The following is a 19,821-nucleotide window of genomic DNA, read 5'->3' on the forward strand; positions in this document are numbered from 1 at the left end:
GCTTCGCTTACCCGGCCTACGGTTGAGTGGCGTGTAGGCCGGGTAAGGCGAAGCCGCCACCCGGCACATTACATCACTCGTCGCCGTTAAAACCCGCACGATTAAGCAGGAACTGCGACAGCAGGGCCACCGGACGTCCGGTAGCGCCTTTGGCTTTACCGGAGCGCCATGCGGTCCCCGCGATATCCAGGTGCGCCCAGTTGTACTTGCGGGTAAAGCGCGCCAGGAAGCAGCCTGCGGTGATAGCCCCGCCAGGACGACCACCAATGTTAGCCATGTCCGCAAAGTTAGACTCCAGCTGTTCCTGATACTCGTCACCCAGCGGCAGACGCCATGCGCGGTCACCGGCCTGCTCGGACGCGCCGATAAGCTCGTGCGCCAGCGGGTTGTGGTTCGACATCAGGCCGGTGATGTGATGGCCCAGGGCAATCACGCAGGCACCGGTCAGGGTGGCCACGTCGATAACCGCTTCTGGCTCGAAGCGCTCAACGTAGGTCAACACGTCACAGAGTACCAGACGGCCTTCGGCGTCGGTATTCAGCACTTCAACGGTCTGGCCGGACATGGTGGTCAGGACGTCGCCCGGACGATACGCGCGACCGCCAGGCATGTTTTCGCAGCCTGCCAGCACGCCGATTACGTTGATGGGCAGCTGAAGCTCCGCAACCATGCGCATGACGCCGTAAACCGCCGCCGCGCCGCACATGTCGTACTTCATCTCGTCCATGCCTTCTGAAGGCTTGATGGAGATACCGCCGGAGTCAAAGGTCAGCCCTTTACCGACGAGCACGATCGGACGCGCGTCTTCAGACGGATTGCCTTTGTATTCGATGACCGACATCAGGGATTCGTTCTGCGAGCCGTTACCCACCGCCAGATAAGAGTGCATCCCCAGCTCTTTCATCTGCTGTTCGCCGATGACGCGGGTGATGACGTTTTTGCTGTAGGAGTCAGCCAGCTGGCGCGCCTGAGAGGCGAGGTAGGCGGCGTTACAGATGTTTGGCGGCATGTTGCCGAGATCTTTTGCCGCTTTAATACCGGCGGCAATCGCCAGACCATGCTGGATGGCGCGCTCGCCGCTGGTCAGTTCGCGACGGGTTGGCACGTTAAAGACCATTTTGCGCAGCGGGCGACGCGGCTCGCTTTTGTTGGTCTTAAGCTGATCGAAGCTGTAAAGGCTCTCTTTTGCCGTTTCGACGGCCTGACGCACTTTCCAGTAGGTGTTACGGCCTTTGACGTGCAGCTCGGTCAGGAAGCAGACGGCTTCCATTGAACCGGTGTCATTCAGCGTATTAATGGTTTTCTGAATAACCTGCTTATACTGACGTTCATCCAGCTCGCGCTCTTTGCCGCAGCCAATCAGCAGAATACGCTCTGACAGGACGTTCGGAACATGGTGCAGTAACAGCGTCTGCCCAGGTTTGCCTTCCAGTTCGCCACGGCGCAGCAGGGCGCTGATATAGCCGTCACTGATTTTATCGAGTTGCTCGGCGATCGGGGAGAGTCGGCGCGGTTCAAAGACGCCCACAACGATGCAGGCACTCCGCTGTTTCTCCGGGCTACCGCTTTTTACACTGAACTCCATGCACTACGCTCCTGAATCTTAAAGACAACGGCGGCTGCTACGGATAGAATTGAAACCTTTCGTAACTCATGTCCGCTGTTGTGGTGACTTCGTGTTAATCTTACGTTACTACGGTTTCGACACGTCAGAAAAAGTCCTGAAGCGTGAATCCGCCGGATGTTTTAATCTTAGCGACGATTTCGACGACTCAAGAGAATAAATGACGTTTAAGCCATGAAACAAGCGATTTTCCAGCAAAGAGACGGGTTTTTACGGGCGTATTTAAAGTGATAATCATAAGATATCTGGTGCGGGAGACGCTCAAAAGCCAACTGGCGATCCTCTTCATCCTGCTGCTGATTTTTTTCTGTCAGAAGCTGGTTAAGATCCTCGGTGCGGCCGTTGACGGCGAAATTCCAACGAATCTGGTGCTTTCCCTGCTTGGGCTGGGGATCCCGGAAATGGCGCAGCTTATTCTACCGCTGAGTCTATTCCTCGGCCTGCTGATGACCCTCGGTAAGCTGTACACCGAGAGTGAAATTACGGTGATGCATGCCTGCGGCCTGAGTAAAGCCGTACTGGTGAAAGCGGCGATGATACTGGCGCTGTTCACGGGCATTGTTGCGGCGGTGAATGTGATGTGGGCGGGCCCTATGTCTTCCCGTCATCAGGACGAAGTGCTGGCCGAGGCGAAAGCAAACCCCGGCATGGCGGCGCTCGCGCAGGGGCAGTTCCAGCAGGCGACTGACGGAAACTCCGTGCTGTTTATTGAGAGCGTTGACGGCAGTAAATTCAACGATGTATTTCTGGCGCAGCTGCGTCCTAAAGGTAACGCGCGTCCGTCCGTGGTGGTTGCCGATTCTGGCCAGCTTTCTCAGCGCAAAGACGGTTCTCAGGTCGTCACGCTGAATAAAGGCACCCGTTTCGAAGGCACCGCGATGCTGCGTGACTTCCGTATTACGGATTTCCAGAACTATCAGGCCATTATTGGTCATCAGGCGGTGGCGCTCGATCCGACGGATACCGAGCAAATGGATATGCGCACGCTGTGGAATACCGATACCGACAGAGCGCGGGCTGAGTTCCACTGGCGTATTACGCTCGTATTCACCGTGTTTATGATGGCACTGATTGTCGTGCCGCTGAGCGTGGTGAACCCGCGCCAGGGCCGCGTGCTCTCTATGCTGCCAGCGATGCTGCTTTACCTGATCTACTTCCTGCTGCAAACCTCGATTCGCTCTAACGGCGCGAAGGGTAAGCTGGATCCGATGGTCTGGACGTGGTTCGTTAACAGCCTGTACATCTTACTGGCGCTGGGATTAAACCTGTGGGATACGGTGCCTGTGCGCCGCATACGTGCCCGATTCTCGCGTAAAGGAGCCATCTAATGCAGGCGTTTGGCGTTCTTGATCGCTATATCGGTAAAACCATTTTCACCACCATCATGATGACGTTGTTCATGCTGGTGTCGCTCTCCGGCATTATCAAATTTGTCGATCAGCTGAAAAAAGCCGGGCAGGGCAGCTATGACGCGATGGGGGCGGGGATGTACACCCTGCTCAGCGTGCCAAAAGATGTGCAGATCTTCTTCCCGATGGCGGCTCTGCTGGGCGCGCTGCTGGGGCTGGGGATGCTGGCTCAGCGCAGCGAGCTGGTGGTGATGCAGGCCTCAGGCTTTACCCGTATGCAGGTTGCGCTGTCGGTAATGAAAACCGCAATCCCGCTGGTGCTGTTGACCATGGCGATTGGCGAGTGGGTGGCACCGCAGGGCGAGCAGATGGCGCGTAACTATCGTGCTCAGGCAATGTACGGTGGTTCACTGCTCTCGACTCAGCAAGGTTTATGGGCGAAAGACGGGAAAAACTTTGTCTACATCGAACGGGTAAAGGGTAATGATGAACTGGGCGGGGTGAGCATCTACGCATTCAACGACCAGCGCCGTCTGGAGTCTGTCCGACACGCCTCTTCCGCTAAGTTTGACGCTGAACATAAGCAGTGGCGTTTGTCGCAGGTTGATGAATCTGACCTGACCGATCCAAAACAGATTACCGGGTCACAGACGGTGACCGGCACCTGGAAGACCAACCTCACGCCGGATAAGCTCGGGGTTGTTGCGCTGGATCCTGACGCGCTCTCTATCAGCGGCTTGCACAACTATGTGAAGTACCTGAAGTCGAGCGGGCAGGATGCCGGACGCTATCAGCTCAATATGTGGAGCAAAATCTTCCAGCCGATGTCCGTGGCGGTGATGATGCTGATGGCGCTGTCGTTTATCTTCGGCCCGCTGCGTAGCGTGCCGATGGGCGTGCGCGTCGTGACCGGTATTAGCTTCGGCTTTGTCTTCTATGTACTCGATCAGATCTTCGGTCCGCTGACGCTGGTTTATGGCATCCCGCCGATTATCGGTGCGCTGCTGCCGAGCGCCAGCTTCTTCCTGATCAGCCTCTGGCTGCTGCTGAAACGCTCCTGATTGACCTCTCCTCGCTTCCGGTGAACCGGAGGCGAGGCTAATCTCCTGTTTCACCCCGCACTTTTTCTCACAACCTTCAACGTCCCGCCTCGAATTTGAGTATTATTGAGCGATAAAGTCGTGAAGGGATCCTCTATGAAGCAAATTCGAATGCTAGCCCAGTACTACGTCGACCTGATGATGAAGCTTGGGCTGGTGCGTTTCTCCATGCTGCTGGCGCTGGCGCTGGTCGTTCTGGCGATTGTCGTGCAGATGGCCGTTACGATGGTTCTGCATGGTCAGGTCGAGAGTATCGACGTTATCCGCTCTATCTTCTTCGGCCTGCTCATTACCCCCTGGGCGGTTTATTTCCTTTCCGTGGTGGTCGAACAGCTGGAGGAGTCCCGTCAGCGCTTATCAAAACTGGTCGATAAGCTGGAGGAGATGCGCGAGCGCGACCTGAAGCTCAACGTTCAGCTTAAAGACAACATTGCTCAGTTGAATCAGGAAATTTCAGATCGTGAGAAGGCGGAGGCAGAGCGTCAGGCCACGCTGGAACAGCTGAAAATCGAAATGAAAGAGCGCGAGGTGACGCAGATCCAGCTTGAGCAGCAATCCTCCTTCCTGCGTTCGTTCCTGGACGCTTCGCCGGATCTGGTATTCTACCGTAACGAAGATAAAGAGTTTTCCGGCTGTAACCGGGCGATGGAGCTCCTGACCGGGAAAAGCGAGAAGCAGCTGATTCACCTCAAGCCGCAGGACGTTTACTCCGAAGAGGCGGCCGCCAAGGTCATGGAGACGGACGAAAAAGTGTTCCGCCATAACGTCTCGCTGACCTACGAACAGTGGCTGGATTACCCGGACGGGCGCAAAGCCTGCTTTGAGATCCGTAAGGTGCCGTACTATGACCGCGTCGGGAAGCGTCACGGCCTGATGGGCTTCGGCCGTGATATTACCGAGCGTAAGCGCTATCAGGATGCGCTGGAGCGCGCCAGCCGCGACAAGACCACCTTCATCTCCACCATCAGCCATGAGCTTCGTACGCCGCTTAACGGCATTGTGGGGCTGAGCCGCATTCTGCTGGATACCGACCTGACCGCGGAGCAGGAAAAATACCTCAAAACGATTCACGTCTCGGCGGTCACGCTGGGTAATATCTTCAACGATATTATTGACATGGATAAGATGGAGCGCCGAAAGGTTCAGCTTGATAACCAGCCGGTTGATTTCACCAGCTTCCTTGCCGATCTGGAAAACTTGTCTGGTCTGCAGGCGCAGCAGAAGGGGCTGAATTTTGTCATGGAGCCCACCCTGCCGCTGCCGCATAAAGTGATTACCGACGGCACGCGGCTGCGTCAGATCCTGTGGAACCTCATCAGCAACGCGGTGAAATTTACCCAGAAGGGGCAGGTGGCGGTGCGTATTCGCTATGACGACGGCGACATGCTGCACTTCGAGGTGGAGGACTCCGGGATTGGTATTCCGCAGGAGGAGCAGGACAAGATTTTCGCCATGTACTACCAGGTGAAGGACAGCAACGGTGGAAAACCGGCCACTGGTACCGGAATCGGCCTGGCGGTGTCTAAGCGGCTGGCGAAGAGTATGGGCGGTGACATCACCGTTGCCAGCCAGGCGGGCAAAGGGTCAACCTTCACGCTGACGGTGCATGCGCCGGCGGTGGCGGAAGAGGTAGAGGATACCTTTGAAAATGACGATATGCCGCTGCCTGCGCTGCACGTCCTGCTTGTTGAGGATATTGAGCTTAACGTGATTGTAGCGCGCTCGGTGCTGGAAAAACTGGGCAACAGCGTGGATGTCGCGATGACCGGTAAAGCCGCGCTGGAGATGTTTACACCGGGTGAATATGACCTCGTTCTGCTGGATATCCAGTTGCCGGATATGACCGGGCTGGATATCTCGCGTGAACTGACGCGTCAGTACGCGGCTGATGAACTGCCGCCGCTGGTGGCGCTGACGGCGAACGTGCTGAAAGATAAAAAAGAGTATCTCGACGCCGGTATGGACGATGTACTCAGCAAGCCTCTGGCGGTGCCTGCTCTGACCGCCATGATCAAGAAGTTCTGGGATACCCACGATGAAGAGGAGAGCACCATGACGTCTGTTGATAGCGCAAAAGCCCAAACGATACTCGATACCGCGATGCTGGAGCAGTATATCGATCTGGTCGGCCCGAAACTGATTACCGACGGCCTGGCGGTGTTTGAAAAAATGATGCCGGGTTATCTGAGCGTGCTGGAGTCAAACCTGACGGCGCGTGACCAGAAGGGCATCGTGGAAGAAGGGCATAAAATCAAAGGCGCAGCCGGCTCGGTCGGGTTACGCCATCTGCAGCAGCTGGGTCAACAGATTCAGTCGCCTGATTTACCAGCTTGGGAAGATAACGTTGGTGATTGGGTTGAAGAGATGAAACAAGAGTGGCAGAACGATGTTGCGGTGCTTAAAGCCTGGGTGGATGCCAGAAAAAAATGACCCCGGCTAGACCGGGGTGCGCGAATACTGCGCCAACACCAGGGAAATCGTGGCTGCGCCTGTTTTTTAAAGTAATTTTCTAATGGGCGCCGCCGTAAAAATTTAGGCCGCACGCAGATAAGATAGCAAATCTTAAATGGTTTGTTACATGAATCAGTGAAATGTGTGAAGCATAGCGTTTTAATCAAAATTATTAATGTGCTTCAGCGAGTTGCAAAGAAGGATCGTCAAGATGAAAAAAATTGGTGTTGTCCTGAGCGGATGCGGTGTTTTTGATGGTTCAGAAATACATGAAGCCGTAATCACGCTGCTGGCCCTGACAAAACAGGGAGCAGAGGTAATCTGTTTTGCACCCGACAAAAATCAGTCGGATGTGATTAACCATCTGACCGGCGAGCCGATGGCCGAAACGCGTAACGTGCTGATTGAAGCCGCGCGTATTGCCCGGGGAGAGATTCATCCGCTGGCGAAGGCAGATGCCGCTGAACTGGATGCGCTCATTGTGCCGGGCGGCTTCGGCGCCGCGAAAAATCTCAGCACCTTTGCAGCCGAAGGTGCCGCATGCACGGTGGCCCCTGATCTCAAAGCGCTGACGCTGGCGATGCATGCCGCGGGCAAGCCGCTGGGCTTTATCTGTATTGCACCGGCCATGCTGCCAAATATTTTCGATTTTCCGTTACGGCTGACGATCGGAACCGATATTGATACCGCAGAGGTCGTCGAGGATATGGGGGGCGAACACGTTCCGTGCCCGGTCGATGACATTGTGGTGGATGAGGACAACAAAGTTGTCACCACGCCCGCGTATATGCTGGCGAAGAATATTGCGGAAGCCGCCGTGGGCATTGAAAAGCTGGTCGCCCGGGTGCTGGTGCTGACGGAATGAGACGTCAGTTTTCCGCAGGCGCATGGGTGAAACGCCTTCTTTTCCGCATCGTACTCGTCCTGGCGGTGTTCTGGGGAGGCGGGCTGGCCGTGTTCAGCATTTTGCCGGTACCGTTTTCAGCGGTCATGGTTGAGCGCCAGCTTAGCGCGTGGTTCTCCGGTGATTTCGGCTATGTTGCCCATTCTGACTGGGTGAGCATGGATGAAATTTCTCCGTTCATGGGGCTGGCGGTTATCGCGGCGGAAGATCAAAAATTCCCGGAGCACTGGGGGTTCGATGTGGCTGCGATTGAAAAGGCGCTGGCCCATAACGAACGTCACGAAAACCGCGTGCGCGGTGCGTCAACGCTGTCGCAGCAGACGGCTAAAAACCTGTTCCTGTGGGATGGGCGAAGCTGGGTGCGAAAAGGGCTGGAAGCGGGTCTGACCCTGGGCATGGAAACGGTCTGGAGCAAAAAGCGTATTCTGACCGTTTACCTTAATATCGCCGAGTTCGGCGACGGGGTATTTGGTGTCGAAGCTGCATCACAACGCTATTTTAATAAACCTGCCAGCAGGCTGAGCATGTCGGAGGCGGCGCTGCTCGCGGCTGTTCTGCCTAATCCTGTCCGCTTCAAGGCCAGCGCCCCGTCAGGGTACGTGCGAAGCCGTCAGGCGTGGATCATGCGCCAGATGCGCCAGCTGGGTGGGGAAGGGTTTATGGAGAGAAATGCGTTAATGTAGGGCGGGTAAGCGCAGCGCCACCCGCCAGAATAGCAGGCCTAATCTTCGTCGAACCCGGCGTTAAACAGCGCAACTACCGCTGCCAGAGCTTCCTCTTCCTGAGGACCGGTGGCTTCAACCTCAATCTGACGCCCTTTGGCGGAGTCCAGCATCAGCAGCGCAATAACGCTGTTGGCTTCCGCTTCGGTGCCTTCGTCATTACGCAGCAGCACTTCTGCATCGAAACCCTGCATCAGCTCAAACAGCTTCATCGCCGGGCGTGCATGCATGCCCAGCTTATTGGTGATCTCAACGGTTTGTTTTACGGTCATGTTTTACGTTTTTCCAGCGTGCGATGACGGGACTGAACGTTCTTACCGCGCGAGCGGAAATAGTCGGCCAGCTGTTCGGCGATGTAGACCGAACGATGTTTACCGCCGGTACAGCCAATCGCCACCGTCAGGTAGCTACGATTGTTTGTCTCCAGCATAGGTAACCATAGCTCAAGGTAGCTTCGCGTCTGGTAGATAAAATTGTGAACTTCTGTGTGTCGGTCGAGGAACGCCGCCACGGGCTTATCCAGACCGGTCATTGGACGCAGTTTGGGATCCCAGTGCGGGTTCGGCAGGAAGCGCACGTCGAAAACATAGTCCGCATCAATCGGAATACCGTGCTTAAAGCCGAAAGATTCGAACACCATCGTCAGCTCGCGCTCGCGTTTGCCCAGCAGCCGGGTTCGCAGCATTTCCGCCAGCTCGTGAACGGACATCTCTGAGGTGTCGACAATCAGATCGGCACGAGAGCGCAGCGGCTCAAGCAGATCGCTCTCTTCGTCGATGGCGCTCTCCAGCGAAAGATTCTTGCTGGAAAGCGGGTGCAGACGACGGGTGTCGCTGTAGCGGCGGATCAGGGTATTGCGGTCGGCATCAAGGAACAGCAGCTGAGGCGAGAACGCGTCAGGCAGGTTACTCATTGCCTGTTCGAAGATCTCTGGCGATTCCGGCATGTTACGAACGTCGATACTGACGGCGGCGGAGGTTTGTCTCTCCGCTAACGTGCGTGCCAGATCGGGCAATAACACGACCGGCAGGTTATCGACGCAGTAAAAACCCATGTCTTCCAGCGCGCGCAGGGCAACGGATTTCCCCGACCCTGAACGACCGCTGACAATCATCAGCACCATGTTCCGTTTCTCCTCAGGACAACAGATGTGAAGGCCATCACCTGGTTATGCGTCATCCTGATTGCCTTCTGCTTCAGTGATAATTTGATAAAGCTCTTCATCACTTTGGGCTGAGCGCAGTCGACGGCAGATGGTTTTATCCGCCAGACGTTTAGCAACCAGCGAAAGCGTATGCAGGTGGGTCTTGGTCTGGTCGGCAGGCACCAGCAGCGCGAAGAGGAGATCGACGGGCTGGTTATCAATGGCGTCAAAAGCGATTGGGGTTTCCAGCTGCACAAACACACCGACGGCACGCAGGGTGTCCTCTTCCAGCTTGCCGTGCGGGATCGCGATGCCGTTGCCGATACCGGTACTGCCCATCTTTTCACGGGTCAGAATGGCTTCGAACACCACCTGCGGCGGCAGGCCCAGCTGTTTTGCAGCTAATTCACTGATGATCTCCAGCGCACGTTTTTTGCTCTGGCAGTGAACGGCACTGCGGGTACATTCCTGGTTAAGGACATTGCTCAGTTGAAGAGCGGAATCGTTGTTCATCATAATTTCACCTAAGCGCTAACTGTACAAATGGCCCGTTGTGTTTCACAACAGGCCGTCCTGCACCCGTTAACTGCCCGGACAATTAGTGTTGTTTCAGTTTATCTTTATGTTTATTGAGCTGTCGCGCAAGCTTGTCAATCAAGCCGTCGATAGCCGCGTACATGTCTTGCCCTTCCGCACTGGCATGGAGTTCACCCCCGTTAACATGCAGGGTTGCATCCGAGATATGAGTCACTTTCTCCACTTTTAACACAACGTAGACCTGATTGATCCTTTCGAAATACTGCTCGAGTTTCGCGAACTTAGCGTTCACGAAGTCACGTAAAGCCTCAGTAATCTCGACGTTATGTCCTGTGATATTGAGCTGCATAGTGTCTTCCTTATCGGTTGTGTCAGACCAGTTGTTTACGCTGGTTAGACGGCGGAATGGATAAAGACTCTCGATACTTCGCAACAGTACGACGTGCCACCATAATACCCTGATCGGACAGCATGGTGGTCAACTTACTGTCACTTAGTGGCTTCGCGGGGTTCTCCGCGGCGATCAACTTCTTCACCAGGGCGCGAATCGCCGTTGAGGAGGCTTCGCCGCCACCCTCGGTGTTCACGTGGCTGGAGAAGAAATACTTAAGCTCAAAAATACCGCGCGGACTGTGCAGATACTTCTGCGTAGTAACGCGGGAAATAGTGGATTCATGCATCTCGACGGCCTGGGCGATATCCGCCAGCACCATCGGTTTCATATACTCTTCGCCCTGCTCAAAGAATGCCTGCTGCTGTTCGACGATGCAGCGGCTCACGCGAAGCAGGGTATCATTCCGGCTCTCCAGGCTCTTGATCAACCATCGCGCTTCCTGAAGATTGCTGCGAATATATTGATTGTCGGAGTCGTTGCGCGCGCTGGTACACATGGAGGCGTACTGCTGGTTGATTTGCAGGCGAGGGATGCTGTCAGAGTTCAGTTCAACGACCCAGCGGTCATTGTGTTTTCTGACCAGCACGTCCGGGATAACGTACTCGGGTTCGCTGGTCTGGATCGACTGACCGGGACGCGGATCGAGGGACTGGATCAGATTTACCGCCTCTTTCAGCACCTCTTCCTTCAGGCGCGTCACGCGCATCAGGGTGCGGAAATCGTGGTTAGCCAGAAGATCCAGATGATCGCTGATGATTAAGCGTGCCTCGTCGAGCCACGGCGTCTCTTTGCTGAACTGAGAAAGCTGGATCAGCAAACAGTCGCGCAGGTCTTTAGCGGCCACCCCGACCGGATCGAAGCGCTGAATGCGTTTCAGTACCGCTTCAATCTCCTCAATCTCAATCTCTTCATCGCCCATGCTTTCCAGAATGTCGTCCAGCGTGACGGTCAAATAACCGGTGTCATCAACGGCGTCGACAATCGAGGTGGCAATGGCGCGGTCGGTATCGGAGAAGGGGGTAAGCTCTACCTGCCACATCAGGTAATCCTGCAGCGACTGGGTGGTTTCGCCCTGGTAGACCGGTAGCTCGTCGTCCTGGTAGTCTGCACGCGTGCCGGAAGGGGTCCCGGCGGTATAGATTTCATCCCAGCTGGCATCCAGCGGAAGCTCGTCCGGCATCTCTTTTTGTTCGAGTGCATCCGCGGTGTCGAGCGCTTCTGTGTCCTGTGACTGCTGGGTATCTACCTCGTCATGAAGATCGGCTTGCTCCAGCAGGGGATTGCTGTCCAGCGCCTGCTGGAGCTCCTGCTGGAGTTCTAAGGTGGACAGTTGCAACAGACGAATTGCCTGCTGTAACTGCGGCGTCATCGCCAGCTGTTGGCTGAGCCTTAATTGCAAACCTTGCTTCATGTTCAGAGCATTTTTCTCCGGTTCGGCGTTACGTTACCTCTACCCTATCAGAGTCTGAAGTCTTCCCCAAGATAGACGCGCTTAACATGATCGTCTTCGAGGATCTGCTGCGGCGTACCGTGAGCGATCAGATTGCCCTGGCTCACGATATACGCGCGTTCACATACCGCCAGCGTTTCACGAACGTTGTGGTCTGTGATCAGCACGCCAAGTCCGCTGTCACGCAGATGCTCGATAATGCGTTTAATGTCGATAACGGAGATCGGGTCAACGCCCGCAAACGGTTCATCCAGAAGGATAAACTTCGGATTGGCGGCCAACGCGCGCGCAATCTCAACACGACGGCGTTCCCCCCCGGACAAGGCCTGGCCCAGGCTGTCGCGCAGGTGTTCGATATGAAACTCTTCCATCAGCTCGTTGGCGCGATCCTGACGCTGTTCGTTGGTCAGGTCGTCGCGAATTTGCAGGACTGCCATCAGGTTATCAAAGACGCTCAGACGACGGAAAATAGAGGCTTCCTGCGGCAGATAGCCGATGCCACGGCGCGCGCGCGCGTGCAGCGGCAGCAGGCTGATATCTTCATCGTCAATAATAATGTTGCCGGCATCGCGCGGCACAATACCCACCACCATGTAGAAGGTGGTGGTTTTACCCGCACCGTTCGGGCCAAGCAGGCCCACAATTTCGCCGGAGTTGACGGTCAGACTGACATCTTCTACGACACGGCGGCCCTTATAGGCCTTCGCGAGATTTTTTGCAGTTAATGTTGCCATAGCGAATTAGTTACTCTTCTTCTGTGCCGGGGCCTGGCCCTTGCCTTTGTCCTGCAGCTGCGACGGAACCAGCACGGTGGTTACGCGTTTGCCTTTCTCGCTGGAGGCCTGCATTTTTTGCTCTTTCACCAGATAGGTAATCTGGTCACCGGTAATATTGCTGTCCAGCTGTTCCAGATACGCGTTTCCGGTCAGGATGACCAGGTCCTTCGCCAGCTCATAGTGCATATGCGAGGCGTGGCCCTTCACCGGCTTGCCGTTGTCCTGCATCTGGTAGAAGGTGGCCGGGTTGCCGTAACCATCAATGATCTCTTTGCCCTGCTCGCCGCCCGGACGGGTAACGACCACTTTATCGGCGTTAATTTTGATGGTCCCCTGAGTCATGACGACGTTACCCGTGAAGGTGACGACGTTACCCTGCATATCGAGAGACTGAGTGTCGGACTCGATATGGATCGGCTGGTCGGTATCGCCCGTTACAGCAAGCGCGGGGAGACTGGCCGCCAGCATCGCGCTGGCGATAATTACTTTAAGGCTGAGTTTGTTTGTTTTGAATTTCATAGGAGGTTCTAACCTTTTCAATCAGCTCGGCGTTCTTGCTGCGTAAGTTCCCGCGCATTCTTAAACCGCTGGAATTAAATGTTGTGCCATACAGTGTGACCAGATCCTGCGACGTCACGTCCTGGGTTACCAGGTTGATCTGGGCATTATCCGTCGTAATTTTTCGCAGTTGCGAGTCAGCGGTCAGGGCGTTGACTTCAACGTGGCCATACAGATAAAGCATACGATCATTTGTCAGTTTGGCCCGATCTGACTTAATTGACCACGTCGGCACTTTGTCTTTATCGAAAGTGGTCATGACAGGTTGGGTAAACCACGAAACGCCGTCATCGGAAAAGTATTCAACGTGCTGGGCAATCAGGCGATAATTCAGCGCACCTTCCGGGCTATAGACCACGGTGTCGCTGTGATCGCTTTTATAGGTTGGATCGTTATTGTTGACGACTTCCGTTTGCGTATCGTCGCGATCGGCAAGGTTCACGCCAATCAATACCAGTGCGACAAGCGAAAGCAGAATGATAACCCAACGTCTGGTTTTACTCATATCGATTGCCCTTTGGCTTCATCAAGCTTGCCCTGCGCCAGCAGAAGCAGATCGCAGACTTCACGGACGGCACCCCGGCCACCGTTGATGTGGGTAACGTAGTCAGCGCGCGGGATCAACAGCGGATGAGCATCAGCAACCGCGATGCTGAGACCGACTTCAGCCATCACCGGCCAGTCAATCAGGTCGTCTCCAACGTAGGCCACGTTTTCCGGTGCGATAGCCAGTTTACCCAGTAAATCATTGAACGCTGCCATCTTATCGGATTGACCCTGGTAAAGATGGGTAATGCCTAAGGTTTCACAGCGGTCTTCTACCAGTTTAGCTTTTCGTCCGGTGATGATAGCAACCTCGATACCCGAGGTGAGCGCACAGCGGATACCGTAGCCGTCGCGAACGTTAAACGCTTTCAGCTCTTCACCATTATTGCCCATGTAAATCAGGCCATCGGAAAGTACGCCATCCACATCCAGAATGAGCAGACGAATATTTTCCGCCTTTGCCATCATCTGGGTACTGACCGGACCATAACAGGTTGCAAGGGATGCACCCGCATTACTCATTGTCTTATCCTTTATTACACTACGCCAGCGCGCAGCAGATCATGCATATGTACCACACCCAGCAACTGGTCGCCATCGGCAACCATAACGGAGGTGATATGGCGGGACTGCATCAGATTCAGCACATCCACGGCCAGCGTTCCCGGACGCACGCGAATGCCGCCGGGCGTCATCACATCGGCAATGCCGAGCGTGCGGACATCTACACCCATGTCGAACACGCGACGCAGGTCGCCATCGGTGAAGATCCCCTGAATTTTCATCAGATCGTCGCACACGACCGTCATACCCAAATTCTTACGGGTGATTTCCAGCAGCGCATCACGCAGGGAGGCTTCTTTGCTGACGTGAGGGATCTCATCCCCGGTGTGCATAATATCGTTTACCCGCAGCAGCAGCTTGCGCCCCAGCGCGCCGCCCGGATGGGAGAGCGCGAAATCTTCCGGCGTAAAACCGCGGGCTTCAAGCAGCGCGACGGCAAGCGCATCGCCCATGACCAGCGCGGCGGTGGTGCTGGACGTTGGTGCCAGGCCGAGCGGGCAGGCCTCTTTCGGTACTTTAACGCACAGATGAATATCGGCCGCACGCGCCATGCTACTTTCCGGACGGCTGGTCATGCAAATCAGCGGCACCTGCAGACGCTTCAGTACGGGGATCAATGCCAGAATTTCATTGGACTCACCAGAGTTGGACAGCGCGATAACGACATCCTGCGGCGTGACCATCCCCAGGTCGCCGTGCGCGGCTTCCCCCGGGTGTACAAAGAAGGACGAGGTTCCGGTGCTGGCAAACGTTGCCGCCATTTTGCGCCCAATGTGGCCGGACTTGCCCATCCCCATCACCACGACTTTCCCGGCACAGTAGAATATCTTCTCACATGCCAGACTAAAATCCTGATTAATGTACTGATCTAACTGCGCCAGACCTTCACGTTCAATCTCCAGAACCTCTTTGCCTGCTTTCTGAAAGTCAAAACCCGGCTGCAATTCTATTTGCGACATAATGCGTTTCCGTTTACCCAGAGAGAAGAGGCGAGAGCCAGTACAGCATCGCCATCCATACGATAAATCCACCCGTCAGCAGCGCGCCTGCGCCTTTGCCGATCTGGCGTTGCCGCCGCCAGCAGAGCAGGGCAAATATCACGCTGACCAGCAACATCACCCCGTAATCGCGTGAAAACGCCAGAGGATTAAACGGACCCGGCGTAATCAGAGCCGGCAGGCCCATGACAATCGCGATATTAAATATGTTGGAGCCGATGATATTACCAATGGCGATGTCATCTTCCCCTTTACGCGCCCCCGCAATGGCGGTGGCCAGCTCCGGCAGGCTGGTGCCGATAGCAATAACCGTCAGGCCAATCGTCAGTTCGCTCATGGCGAAATAGTTCGCCAGTACCGTCGCGTTATCCACGACCATGCGCGTTGCCATCGGCATGATAATCAGCGCAACGCCAAGCCAGAGGAGGGCGACCGGCAGCGTGCCTTCCCGCGGGAGTTCGGCAACCTGTTCACGCGTCAGGCTATCCTGACCCTGTTTTTCCGCCTGGCGGGCAATTTTAACACTATACAGTAACCAGATGACGGCCAACGCCAGCAGGAAAATGCCGTCGCTATAGCTCAGTACGCCATCATAAAATACGCACCCTGCCAGCAGGCTTACGACTAACATTAGCGGTAATTCACGGCGCAGAACATCAGAATGCACGCGAAATGGATGGAGCAGTGCCGCAAGGCCCAAAATCAGTAATATGTTGACGATGTTAGAGCCAATCGCGGTGCCAATTGCCAGGTCTAACTGACCATGCAGCGACGCCGAGACGGAGACGATGATTTCAGGAAGTGACGTGCCAACGCTGACCACGGTCATCCCGATGACTACAGGCGGTACACCCGTCAGGCGACACAGGATAGATGCAGCAAAGACTAAACGGTCAGCACTGTAGACCACTAACAGTAAACCAATGATTAACAGTGCTGTTGCTAAAAGCATCAAAAGTCCTTTCTTCAGGTATACTTGTCGGTCCATCGCGCGGGAATGGCTGGACTGCATACGGTCTGAGGCGTAACGAATTCCTAATTTTGACTTTATGCGCCGGAAAAGTAAAACAAATGCCAGCTTTCGCTAACCTCAACGGCTAATATTCTGTAAAAATGCGGGGTTAAGGGCTGATTCAGGCTGCACGTCTTAACGTGAGCAGGTAAGAAAGGAACTATAAATGAGCCAAACGATGGCGAATATCGTCGATGTCCGCGGTGTGAGTTTTTCTCGCGGCAATCGACTGATATTCGATGATATTTCGTTGACCGTACCGCGTGGCAAAATCACCGCCATCATGGGGCCGTCCGGGATCGGTAAAACGACCCTCCTGCGCCTAATTGGTGGTCAGATCCCACCGGATAGCGGTGAAATCCTCTTCGATGGCGAAAACGTCCCGGAGATGTCGCGCTCGCGCCTGTATACTGTCCGCAAACGTATGAGTATGCTCTTTCAGTCGGGGGCGTTGTTCACCGACATGAACGTCTTTGATAACGTGGCCTATCCGCTGCGCGAGCATACCAGCCTGACGCCTGAGCTGCTGAAAAGCACGGTGATGATGAAGCTTGAAGCTGTGGGGTTGCGGGGAGCCGCGAAGCTAATGCCTTCGGAACTGTCCGGCGGGATGGCGCGCCGCGCCGCGCTGGCGCGAGCTATTGCATTAGAGCCCGATTTAATCATGTTCGACGAACCGTTCGTCGGGCAGGATCCCATCACGATGGGCGTGCTGGTAAAGCTCATCTCTGAACTGAACAGCGCGCTCGGCGTCACCTGTATCGTGGTGTCTCACGATGTACCGGAAGTGTTGAGCATTGCCGATTACGCCTATATCGTGGCGGACAAAAAGATCGTTGCACACGGTAGCGCCCAGGCGCTGCAGGAAAATTGCGATCCACGCGTGCGGCAGTTCCTCGACGGTATTGCTGACGGACCCGTACCGTTCCGCTACCCGGCGGGCGATTATCGTGACGATTTACTGGGAATAGGGAGTTAAGCCACTCATGCTGTTAAATGCGTTGGCCGCTCTCGGACACCGTGGCATAAAAACCATCAGGACGTTCGGGCGTGCCGGATTGATGTTATTCAACGCGCTGGTCGGCAAGCCGGAGTTTAGCAAGCACGCCCCTCTGCTGGTGCGTCAGCTTTATAATGTCGGCGTGCTGTCGATGCTCATCATTATTGTTTCCGGTCTGTTTATCGGCATGGTGCTGGGGCTGCAGGGCTACCTTGTTCTGACAACCTACAGTGCGGAAACCAGCCTCGGAATGCTGGTGGCGCTTTCGCTGCTGCGCGAATTGGGTCCGGTTGTGGCGGCACTGCTGTTTGCCGGACGCGCTGGGTCGGCATTAACGGCTGAGATTGGCCTGATGCGTGCGACCGAGCAGCTCTCCAGCATGGAAATGATGGCGGTCGATCCGCTGCGTCGCGTGATCTCGCCGCGTTTCTGGGCGGGGGTGATCTCGCTCCCGCTACTTACTATTCTGTTTGTCGCCGTGGGGATCTGGGGCGGTTCGCTGGTTGGGGTCAACTGGAAAGGCATCGATGCCGGCTTCTTCTGGTCTGCGATGCAGGACGCCATCGACCTGCGAATGGATCTGGTTAACTGCCTGATTAAAAGCGTGGTGTTTGCCATTACGGTCACCTGGATTGCATTGTTCAATGGTTACGATGCCATCCCGACGTCGGCGGGCATTAGCCGTGCAACTACACGTACTGTCGTACATTCGTCGCTGGCCGTACTGGGCCTGGATTTTGTACTCACCGCACTGATGTTTGGGAATTGAGTTCATGCAAACGAGAAAAAATGAAATTTGGGTCGGCGTTTTCCTGCTGCTGGCGCTGCTGGCGGCGCTGTTTATCTGCCTGAGAGCGGCGGATATCACCTCAGTACGCACCGAGCCGACGTATCGCATCTATGCCACGTTCGATAACATCGGCGGGCTGAAGGCGCGTTCACCGGTCCGCATTGGCGGTGTGGTGATCGGCCGCGTATCTGACATTACGCTCGATGAGAAAACGTATCTGCCGCGCGTTGCGATGGATATCGAAGAACGTTACAACCACATTCCGGACACCAGCTCCCTTTCTATCCGTACTTCCGGCCTGCTGGGTGAACAATATCTGGCACTTAACGTCGGCTTTGAAGATCCCGAGCTGGGAACGACTATCCTTAAAGACGGTAGCGTTATCCAGGATACGAAGTCCGCGATGGTGCTGGAGGACATGATTGGTCAGTTCCTTTACAACAGTAAAGGGGATGATAAAAAGTCTGACGATGCCCCTGCGCAGAGTGAAGACCATACCAACGTTGCGCCGACCCCTGGTGCTGCGAATTAATTCAGGAGAAGTCATTCATGTTTAAACGACTGTTAATGGTTGCCATGCTGGTCATTGCCCCTCTCACTGCGGCACATGCTGCGGATCAGAGCAACCCGTACAAACTGATGGACGAAGCTGCGAAGAAAACCTTCGACCGGCTCAAAAACGAACAGCCAAAAATTCGCGCGAATCCTGACTATCTGCGTGACGTGGTTGACCAGGAACTGCTGCCGTATGTGCAGATCAAATATGCGGGAGCGCTGGTGCTGGGCCGCTATTACAAAGACGCCACCCCGGCGCAGCGTGAGGCCTATTTTGCCGCATTCCGTGAATACCTGAAGCAGGCATATGGTCAGGCGCTGGCGATGTACCACGGTCAGACCTATCAGATCGCCCCGGAGCAGCCGCTGGGTGATGCGACCATCGTGCCTATTCGCGTAACGATCATCGATCCTAACGGCCGTCCGCCGGTGCGCCTGGATTTCCAGTGGCGTAAAAACAGCCAGACCGGCCACTGGCAGGCGTATGACATGATCGCCGAAGGGGTGAGCATGATCACCACTAAACAAAACGAGTGGAGCGACCTGCTGCGCACCAAGGGCATTGATGGCCTGACCGCACAGCTGCAGTCCATTGCTCGTCAGAAAATTACCCTGGACGAGAAGAAGTAATGTCGCAGCAACTCCGCTGGTCGCGTGAAGGTGAGACGTTAAGGCTGTCCGGTGAGCTGGACCAGGATCTGCTGAACCCACTGTGGGATAAACGCCATGAGGCGATGCAGGGCGTGACGCTTATCGACTTAACCGACGTCACGCGGGTGGATACGGCAGGCGTTGCGCTGCTCGCCCATCTGGTTGCTGTGGGCAAAAAGCAGGGAACAAGCGTCATGCTTCATGGCGCGAGTGACAATGTCGTTACCCTTGCGCAACTCTACAATCTGCCTCAGGACGTACTGCCTCGTTAATATTTTCAGTGCGTTACTTCCGAAAGCCCTGACAGTTTCATCGTCGGGGCTTTTTGCTTGTTTAAGACGACGCCACTTTGCTCTAAGATGTTGGGCTTGTTTTCACTATCAGATGATTAAGAGCCCATGGAAAATCATGAAATCCAGACAGTGCTGATGAATGCACTCTCCCTTCAGGAAGCCCACGTCACTGGCGATGGCAGTCACTTCCAGGTTATTGCTGTGGGTGAGATGTTCGACGGTATGAGCCGTGTGAAGAAGCAGCAGGCTGTGTACGCGCCGCTGATGGAATATATTGCGGATAACCGCATCCACGCCCTGTCGATTAAAGCGTTCACCCCGCAAGAGTGGGCACGCGATCGCAAACTAAACGGTTTTTGAGCTGAGGGCGACAGGCCCGCAGCACGGTTGAATTTATAAGAGA

At 55.2% G+C, this 19,821-nt stretch carries 24 protein-coding genes; 12 read left to right on the forward strand and 12 right to left on the reverse strand.

From position 1 onward, the window contains the following. Positions 1-73: 73 nt before the first annotated feature. Entirely contained in the window at positions 74-1,585 is a 1,512-nt protein-coding gene (gene pepA / locus IM314_RS11555) for a leucyl aminopeptidase (protein ID WP_028014577.1), read from the reverse strand. Positions 1,586-1,728: 143 nt separating this feature from the next. Between pepA and IM314_RS22125 the strand changes: the two genes are divergently transcribed. The 6 genes from IM314_RS22125 (at position 1,729) to mtgA (ending at position 8,111) form a co-directional block, all read left to right on the forward strand. After that, on the forward strand, positions 1,729-1,788 hold the full coding sequence (locus tag IM314_RS22125; protein ID WP_213743486.1) for a hypothetical protein: 60 nt from the start codon (positions 1,729-1,731) through the stop codon (positions 1,786-1,788). A gap of 63 nt (positions 1,789-1,851) precedes the next feature. Continuing rightward, entirely contained in the window at positions 1,852-2,952 is a 1,101-nt protein-coding gene (lptF, locus tag IM314_RS11560; RefSeq protein WP_028014576.1) for an LPS export ABC transporter permease LptF, read from the forward strand. Further along, positions 2,952-4,034, forward strand: a complete 1,083-nt coding sequence (lptG, locus tag IM314_RS11565) for an LPS export ABC transporter permease LptG (protein WP_028014575.1) — start codon at positions 2,952-2,954, stop codon at positions 4,032-4,034. Before lptF ends, lptG begins: the two co-directional genes overlap by 1 nt. Before the next feature lie 135 nt (positions 4,035-4,169). After that, a complete protein-coding gene (gene arcB / locus IM314_RS11570) occupies positions 4,170-6,503 on the forward strand; it encodes an aerobic respiration two-component sensor histidine kinase ArcB (protein ID WP_028014574.1) in 2,334 nt (777 codons plus the stop codon). Between the two features lie 232 nt (positions 6,504-6,735). Further along, positions 6,736-7,389, forward strand: a complete 654-nt coding sequence (gene elbB / locus IM314_RS11575) for an isoprenoid biosynthesis glyoxalase ElbB (protein ID WP_193359017.1) — start codon at positions 6,736-6,738, stop codon at positions 7,387-7,389. Further along, positions 7,386-8,111 (forward strand): monofunctional biosynthetic peptidoglycan transglycosylase, encoded by a 726-nt coding sequence (gene mtgA, locus IM314_RS11580; RefSeq protein ID WP_028014572.1) that lies wholly within the window; start codon positions 7,386-7,388, stop codon positions 8,109-8,111. Before elbB ends, mtgA begins: the two co-directional genes overlap by 4 nt. A gap of 38 nt (positions 8,112-8,149) precedes the next feature. On the opposite strand, the gene npr is transcribed toward mtgA, so the two are convergent. From npr to IM314_RS11635, 11 genes are all read right to left on the reverse strand, one after another. Further along, positions 8,150-8,422, reverse strand: coding sequence for a PTS phosphocarrier protein NPr (gene npr, locus IM314_RS11585; RefSeq protein WP_025756690.1), 273 nt, complete (start codon positions 8,420-8,422; stop codon positions 8,150-8,152). Beyond that, positions 8,419-9,273 carry an RNase adapter RapZ gene (gene rapZ, locus IM314_RS11590; RefSeq protein WP_014885397.1) on the reverse strand — a complete coding sequence of 285 codons (855 nt, stop codon included), beginning with the start codon at positions 9,271-9,273 and terminating at the stop codon, positions 8,419-8,421. Before rapZ ends, npr begins: the two co-directional genes overlap by 4 nt. Before the next feature lie 45 nt (positions 9,274-9,318). After that, entirely contained in the window at positions 9,319-9,810 is a 492-nt protein-coding gene (ptsN, locus tag IM314_RS11595) for a PTS IIA-like nitrogen regulatory protein PtsN (protein ID WP_008501443.1), read from the reverse strand. Positions 9,811-9,892: 82 nt separating this feature from the next. Continuing rightward, complete coding sequence (gene hpf, locus IM314_RS11600; protein ID WP_014171818.1) at positions 9,893-10,180, reverse strand: ribosome hibernation promoting factor; 288 nt, start codon at positions 10,178-10,180, stop codon at positions 9,893-9,895. A 22-nt stretch (positions 10,181-10,202) separates the two neighbouring features. After that, positions 10,203-11,636: an RNA polymerase factor sigma-54 gene (gene rpoN, locus IM314_RS11605; protein WP_028014571.1), complete on the reverse strand. Its 1,434-nt coding sequence runs from the start codon at positions 11,634-11,636 to the stop codon at positions 10,203-10,205. Positions 11,637-11,683: 47 nt separating this feature from the next. Further along, positions 11,684-12,409 (reverse strand): LPS export ABC transporter ATP-binding protein, encoded by a 726-nt coding sequence (gene lptB / locus IM314_RS11610; protein ID WP_028014570.1) that lies wholly within the window; start codon positions 12,407-12,409, stop codon positions 11,684-11,686. A gap of 6 nt (positions 12,410-12,415) precedes the next feature. Continuing rightward, on the reverse strand, positions 12,416-12,970 hold the full coding sequence (gene lptA / locus IM314_RS11615) for a lipopolysaccharide ABC transporter substrate-binding protein LptA (protein WP_028014569.1): 555 nt from the start codon (positions 12,968-12,970) through the stop codon (positions 12,416-12,418). Further along, positions 12,939-13,514, reverse strand: a complete 576-nt coding sequence (gene lptC, locus IM314_RS11620; RefSeq protein ID WP_028014568.1) for an LPS export ABC transporter periplasmic protein LptC — start codon at positions 13,512-13,514, stop codon at positions 12,939-12,941. The genes lptA and lptC overlap by 32 nt, the downstream gene beginning before the upstream one ends. Continuing rightward, positions 13,511-14,077 (reverse strand): 3-deoxy-manno-octulosonate-8-phosphatase KdsC, encoded by a 567-nt coding sequence (gene kdsC / locus IM314_RS11625; RefSeq protein ID WP_025756695.1) that lies wholly within the window; start codon positions 14,075-14,077, stop codon positions 13,511-13,513. Before kdsC ends, lptC begins: the two co-directional genes overlap by 4 nt. 14 nt (positions 14,078-14,091) lie before the next feature. After that, on the reverse strand, positions 14,092-15,078 hold the full coding sequence (kdsD, locus tag IM314_RS11630) for an arabinose-5-phosphate isomerase KdsD (RefSeq protein WP_028014567.1): 987 nt from the start codon (positions 15,076-15,078) through the stop codon (positions 14,092-14,094). Between the two features lie 13 nt (positions 15,079-15,091). Continuing rightward, positions 15,092-16,069 (reverse strand): calcium/sodium antiporter, encoded by a 978-nt coding sequence (locus IM314_RS11635; protein WP_028014566.1) that lies wholly within the window; start codon positions 16,067-16,069, stop codon positions 15,092-15,094. Positions 16,070-16,295: 226 nt separating this feature from the next. Here IM314_RS11635 and mlaF point away from each other — a divergent pair, with 226 nt between their 5' ends. From mlaF to ibaG, 6 genes are all read left to right on the forward strand, one after another. Continuing rightward, on the forward strand, positions 16,296-17,108 hold the full coding sequence (gene mlaF, locus IM314_RS11640; RefSeq protein ID WP_041907869.1) for a phospholipid ABC transporter ATP-binding protein MlaF: 813 nt from the start codon (positions 16,296-16,298) through the stop codon (positions 17,106-17,108). A 7-nt stretch (positions 17,109-17,115) separates the two neighbouring features. Next, positions 17,116-17,898 (forward strand): lipid asymmetry maintenance ABC transporter permease subunit MlaE, encoded by a 783-nt coding sequence (gene mlaE, locus IM314_RS11645; RefSeq protein ID WP_045630729.1) that lies wholly within the window; start codon positions 17,116-17,118, stop codon positions 17,896-17,898. Positions 17,899-17,902: 4 nt separating this feature from the next. Beyond that, positions 17,903-18,451, forward strand: a complete 549-nt coding sequence (mlaD, locus tag IM314_RS11650) for an outer membrane lipid asymmetry maintenance protein MlaD (protein ID WP_041911946.1) — start codon at positions 17,903-17,905, stop codon at positions 18,449-18,451. 17 nt (positions 18,452-18,468) lie between these two features. Then, the gene (gene mlaC, locus IM314_RS11655) at positions 18,469-19,104 is read left to right on the forward strand and encodes a phospholipid-binding protein MlaC (protein ID WP_028014562.1); all 636 of its coding nucleotides are present in this window, start codon (positions 18,469-18,471) and stop codon (positions 19,102-19,104) included. Then, complete coding sequence (gene mlaB / locus IM314_RS11660; RefSeq protein ID WP_045630728.1) at positions 19,104-19,397, forward strand: lipid asymmetry maintenance protein MlaB; 294 nt, start codon at positions 19,104-19,106, stop codon at positions 19,395-19,397. Before mlaC ends, mlaB begins: the two co-directional genes overlap by 1 nt. A 126-nt stretch (positions 19,398-19,523) precedes the next feature. After that, positions 19,524-19,778: a BolA family iron metabolism protein IbaG gene (ibaG, locus tag IM314_RS11665; protein WP_008501458.1), complete on the forward strand. Its 255-nt coding sequence runs from the start codon at positions 19,524-19,526 to the stop codon at positions 19,776-19,778. Positions 19,779-19,821: the final 43 nt, after the last annotated feature.

Origin of the sequence: Enterobacter cloacae complex sp. P42RS (assembly GCF_014930595.1) — a bacterium.
Lineage (GTDB): Bacteria > Pseudomonadota > Gammaproteobacteria > Enterobacterales > Enterobacteriaceae > Enterobacter > Enterobacter bugandensis.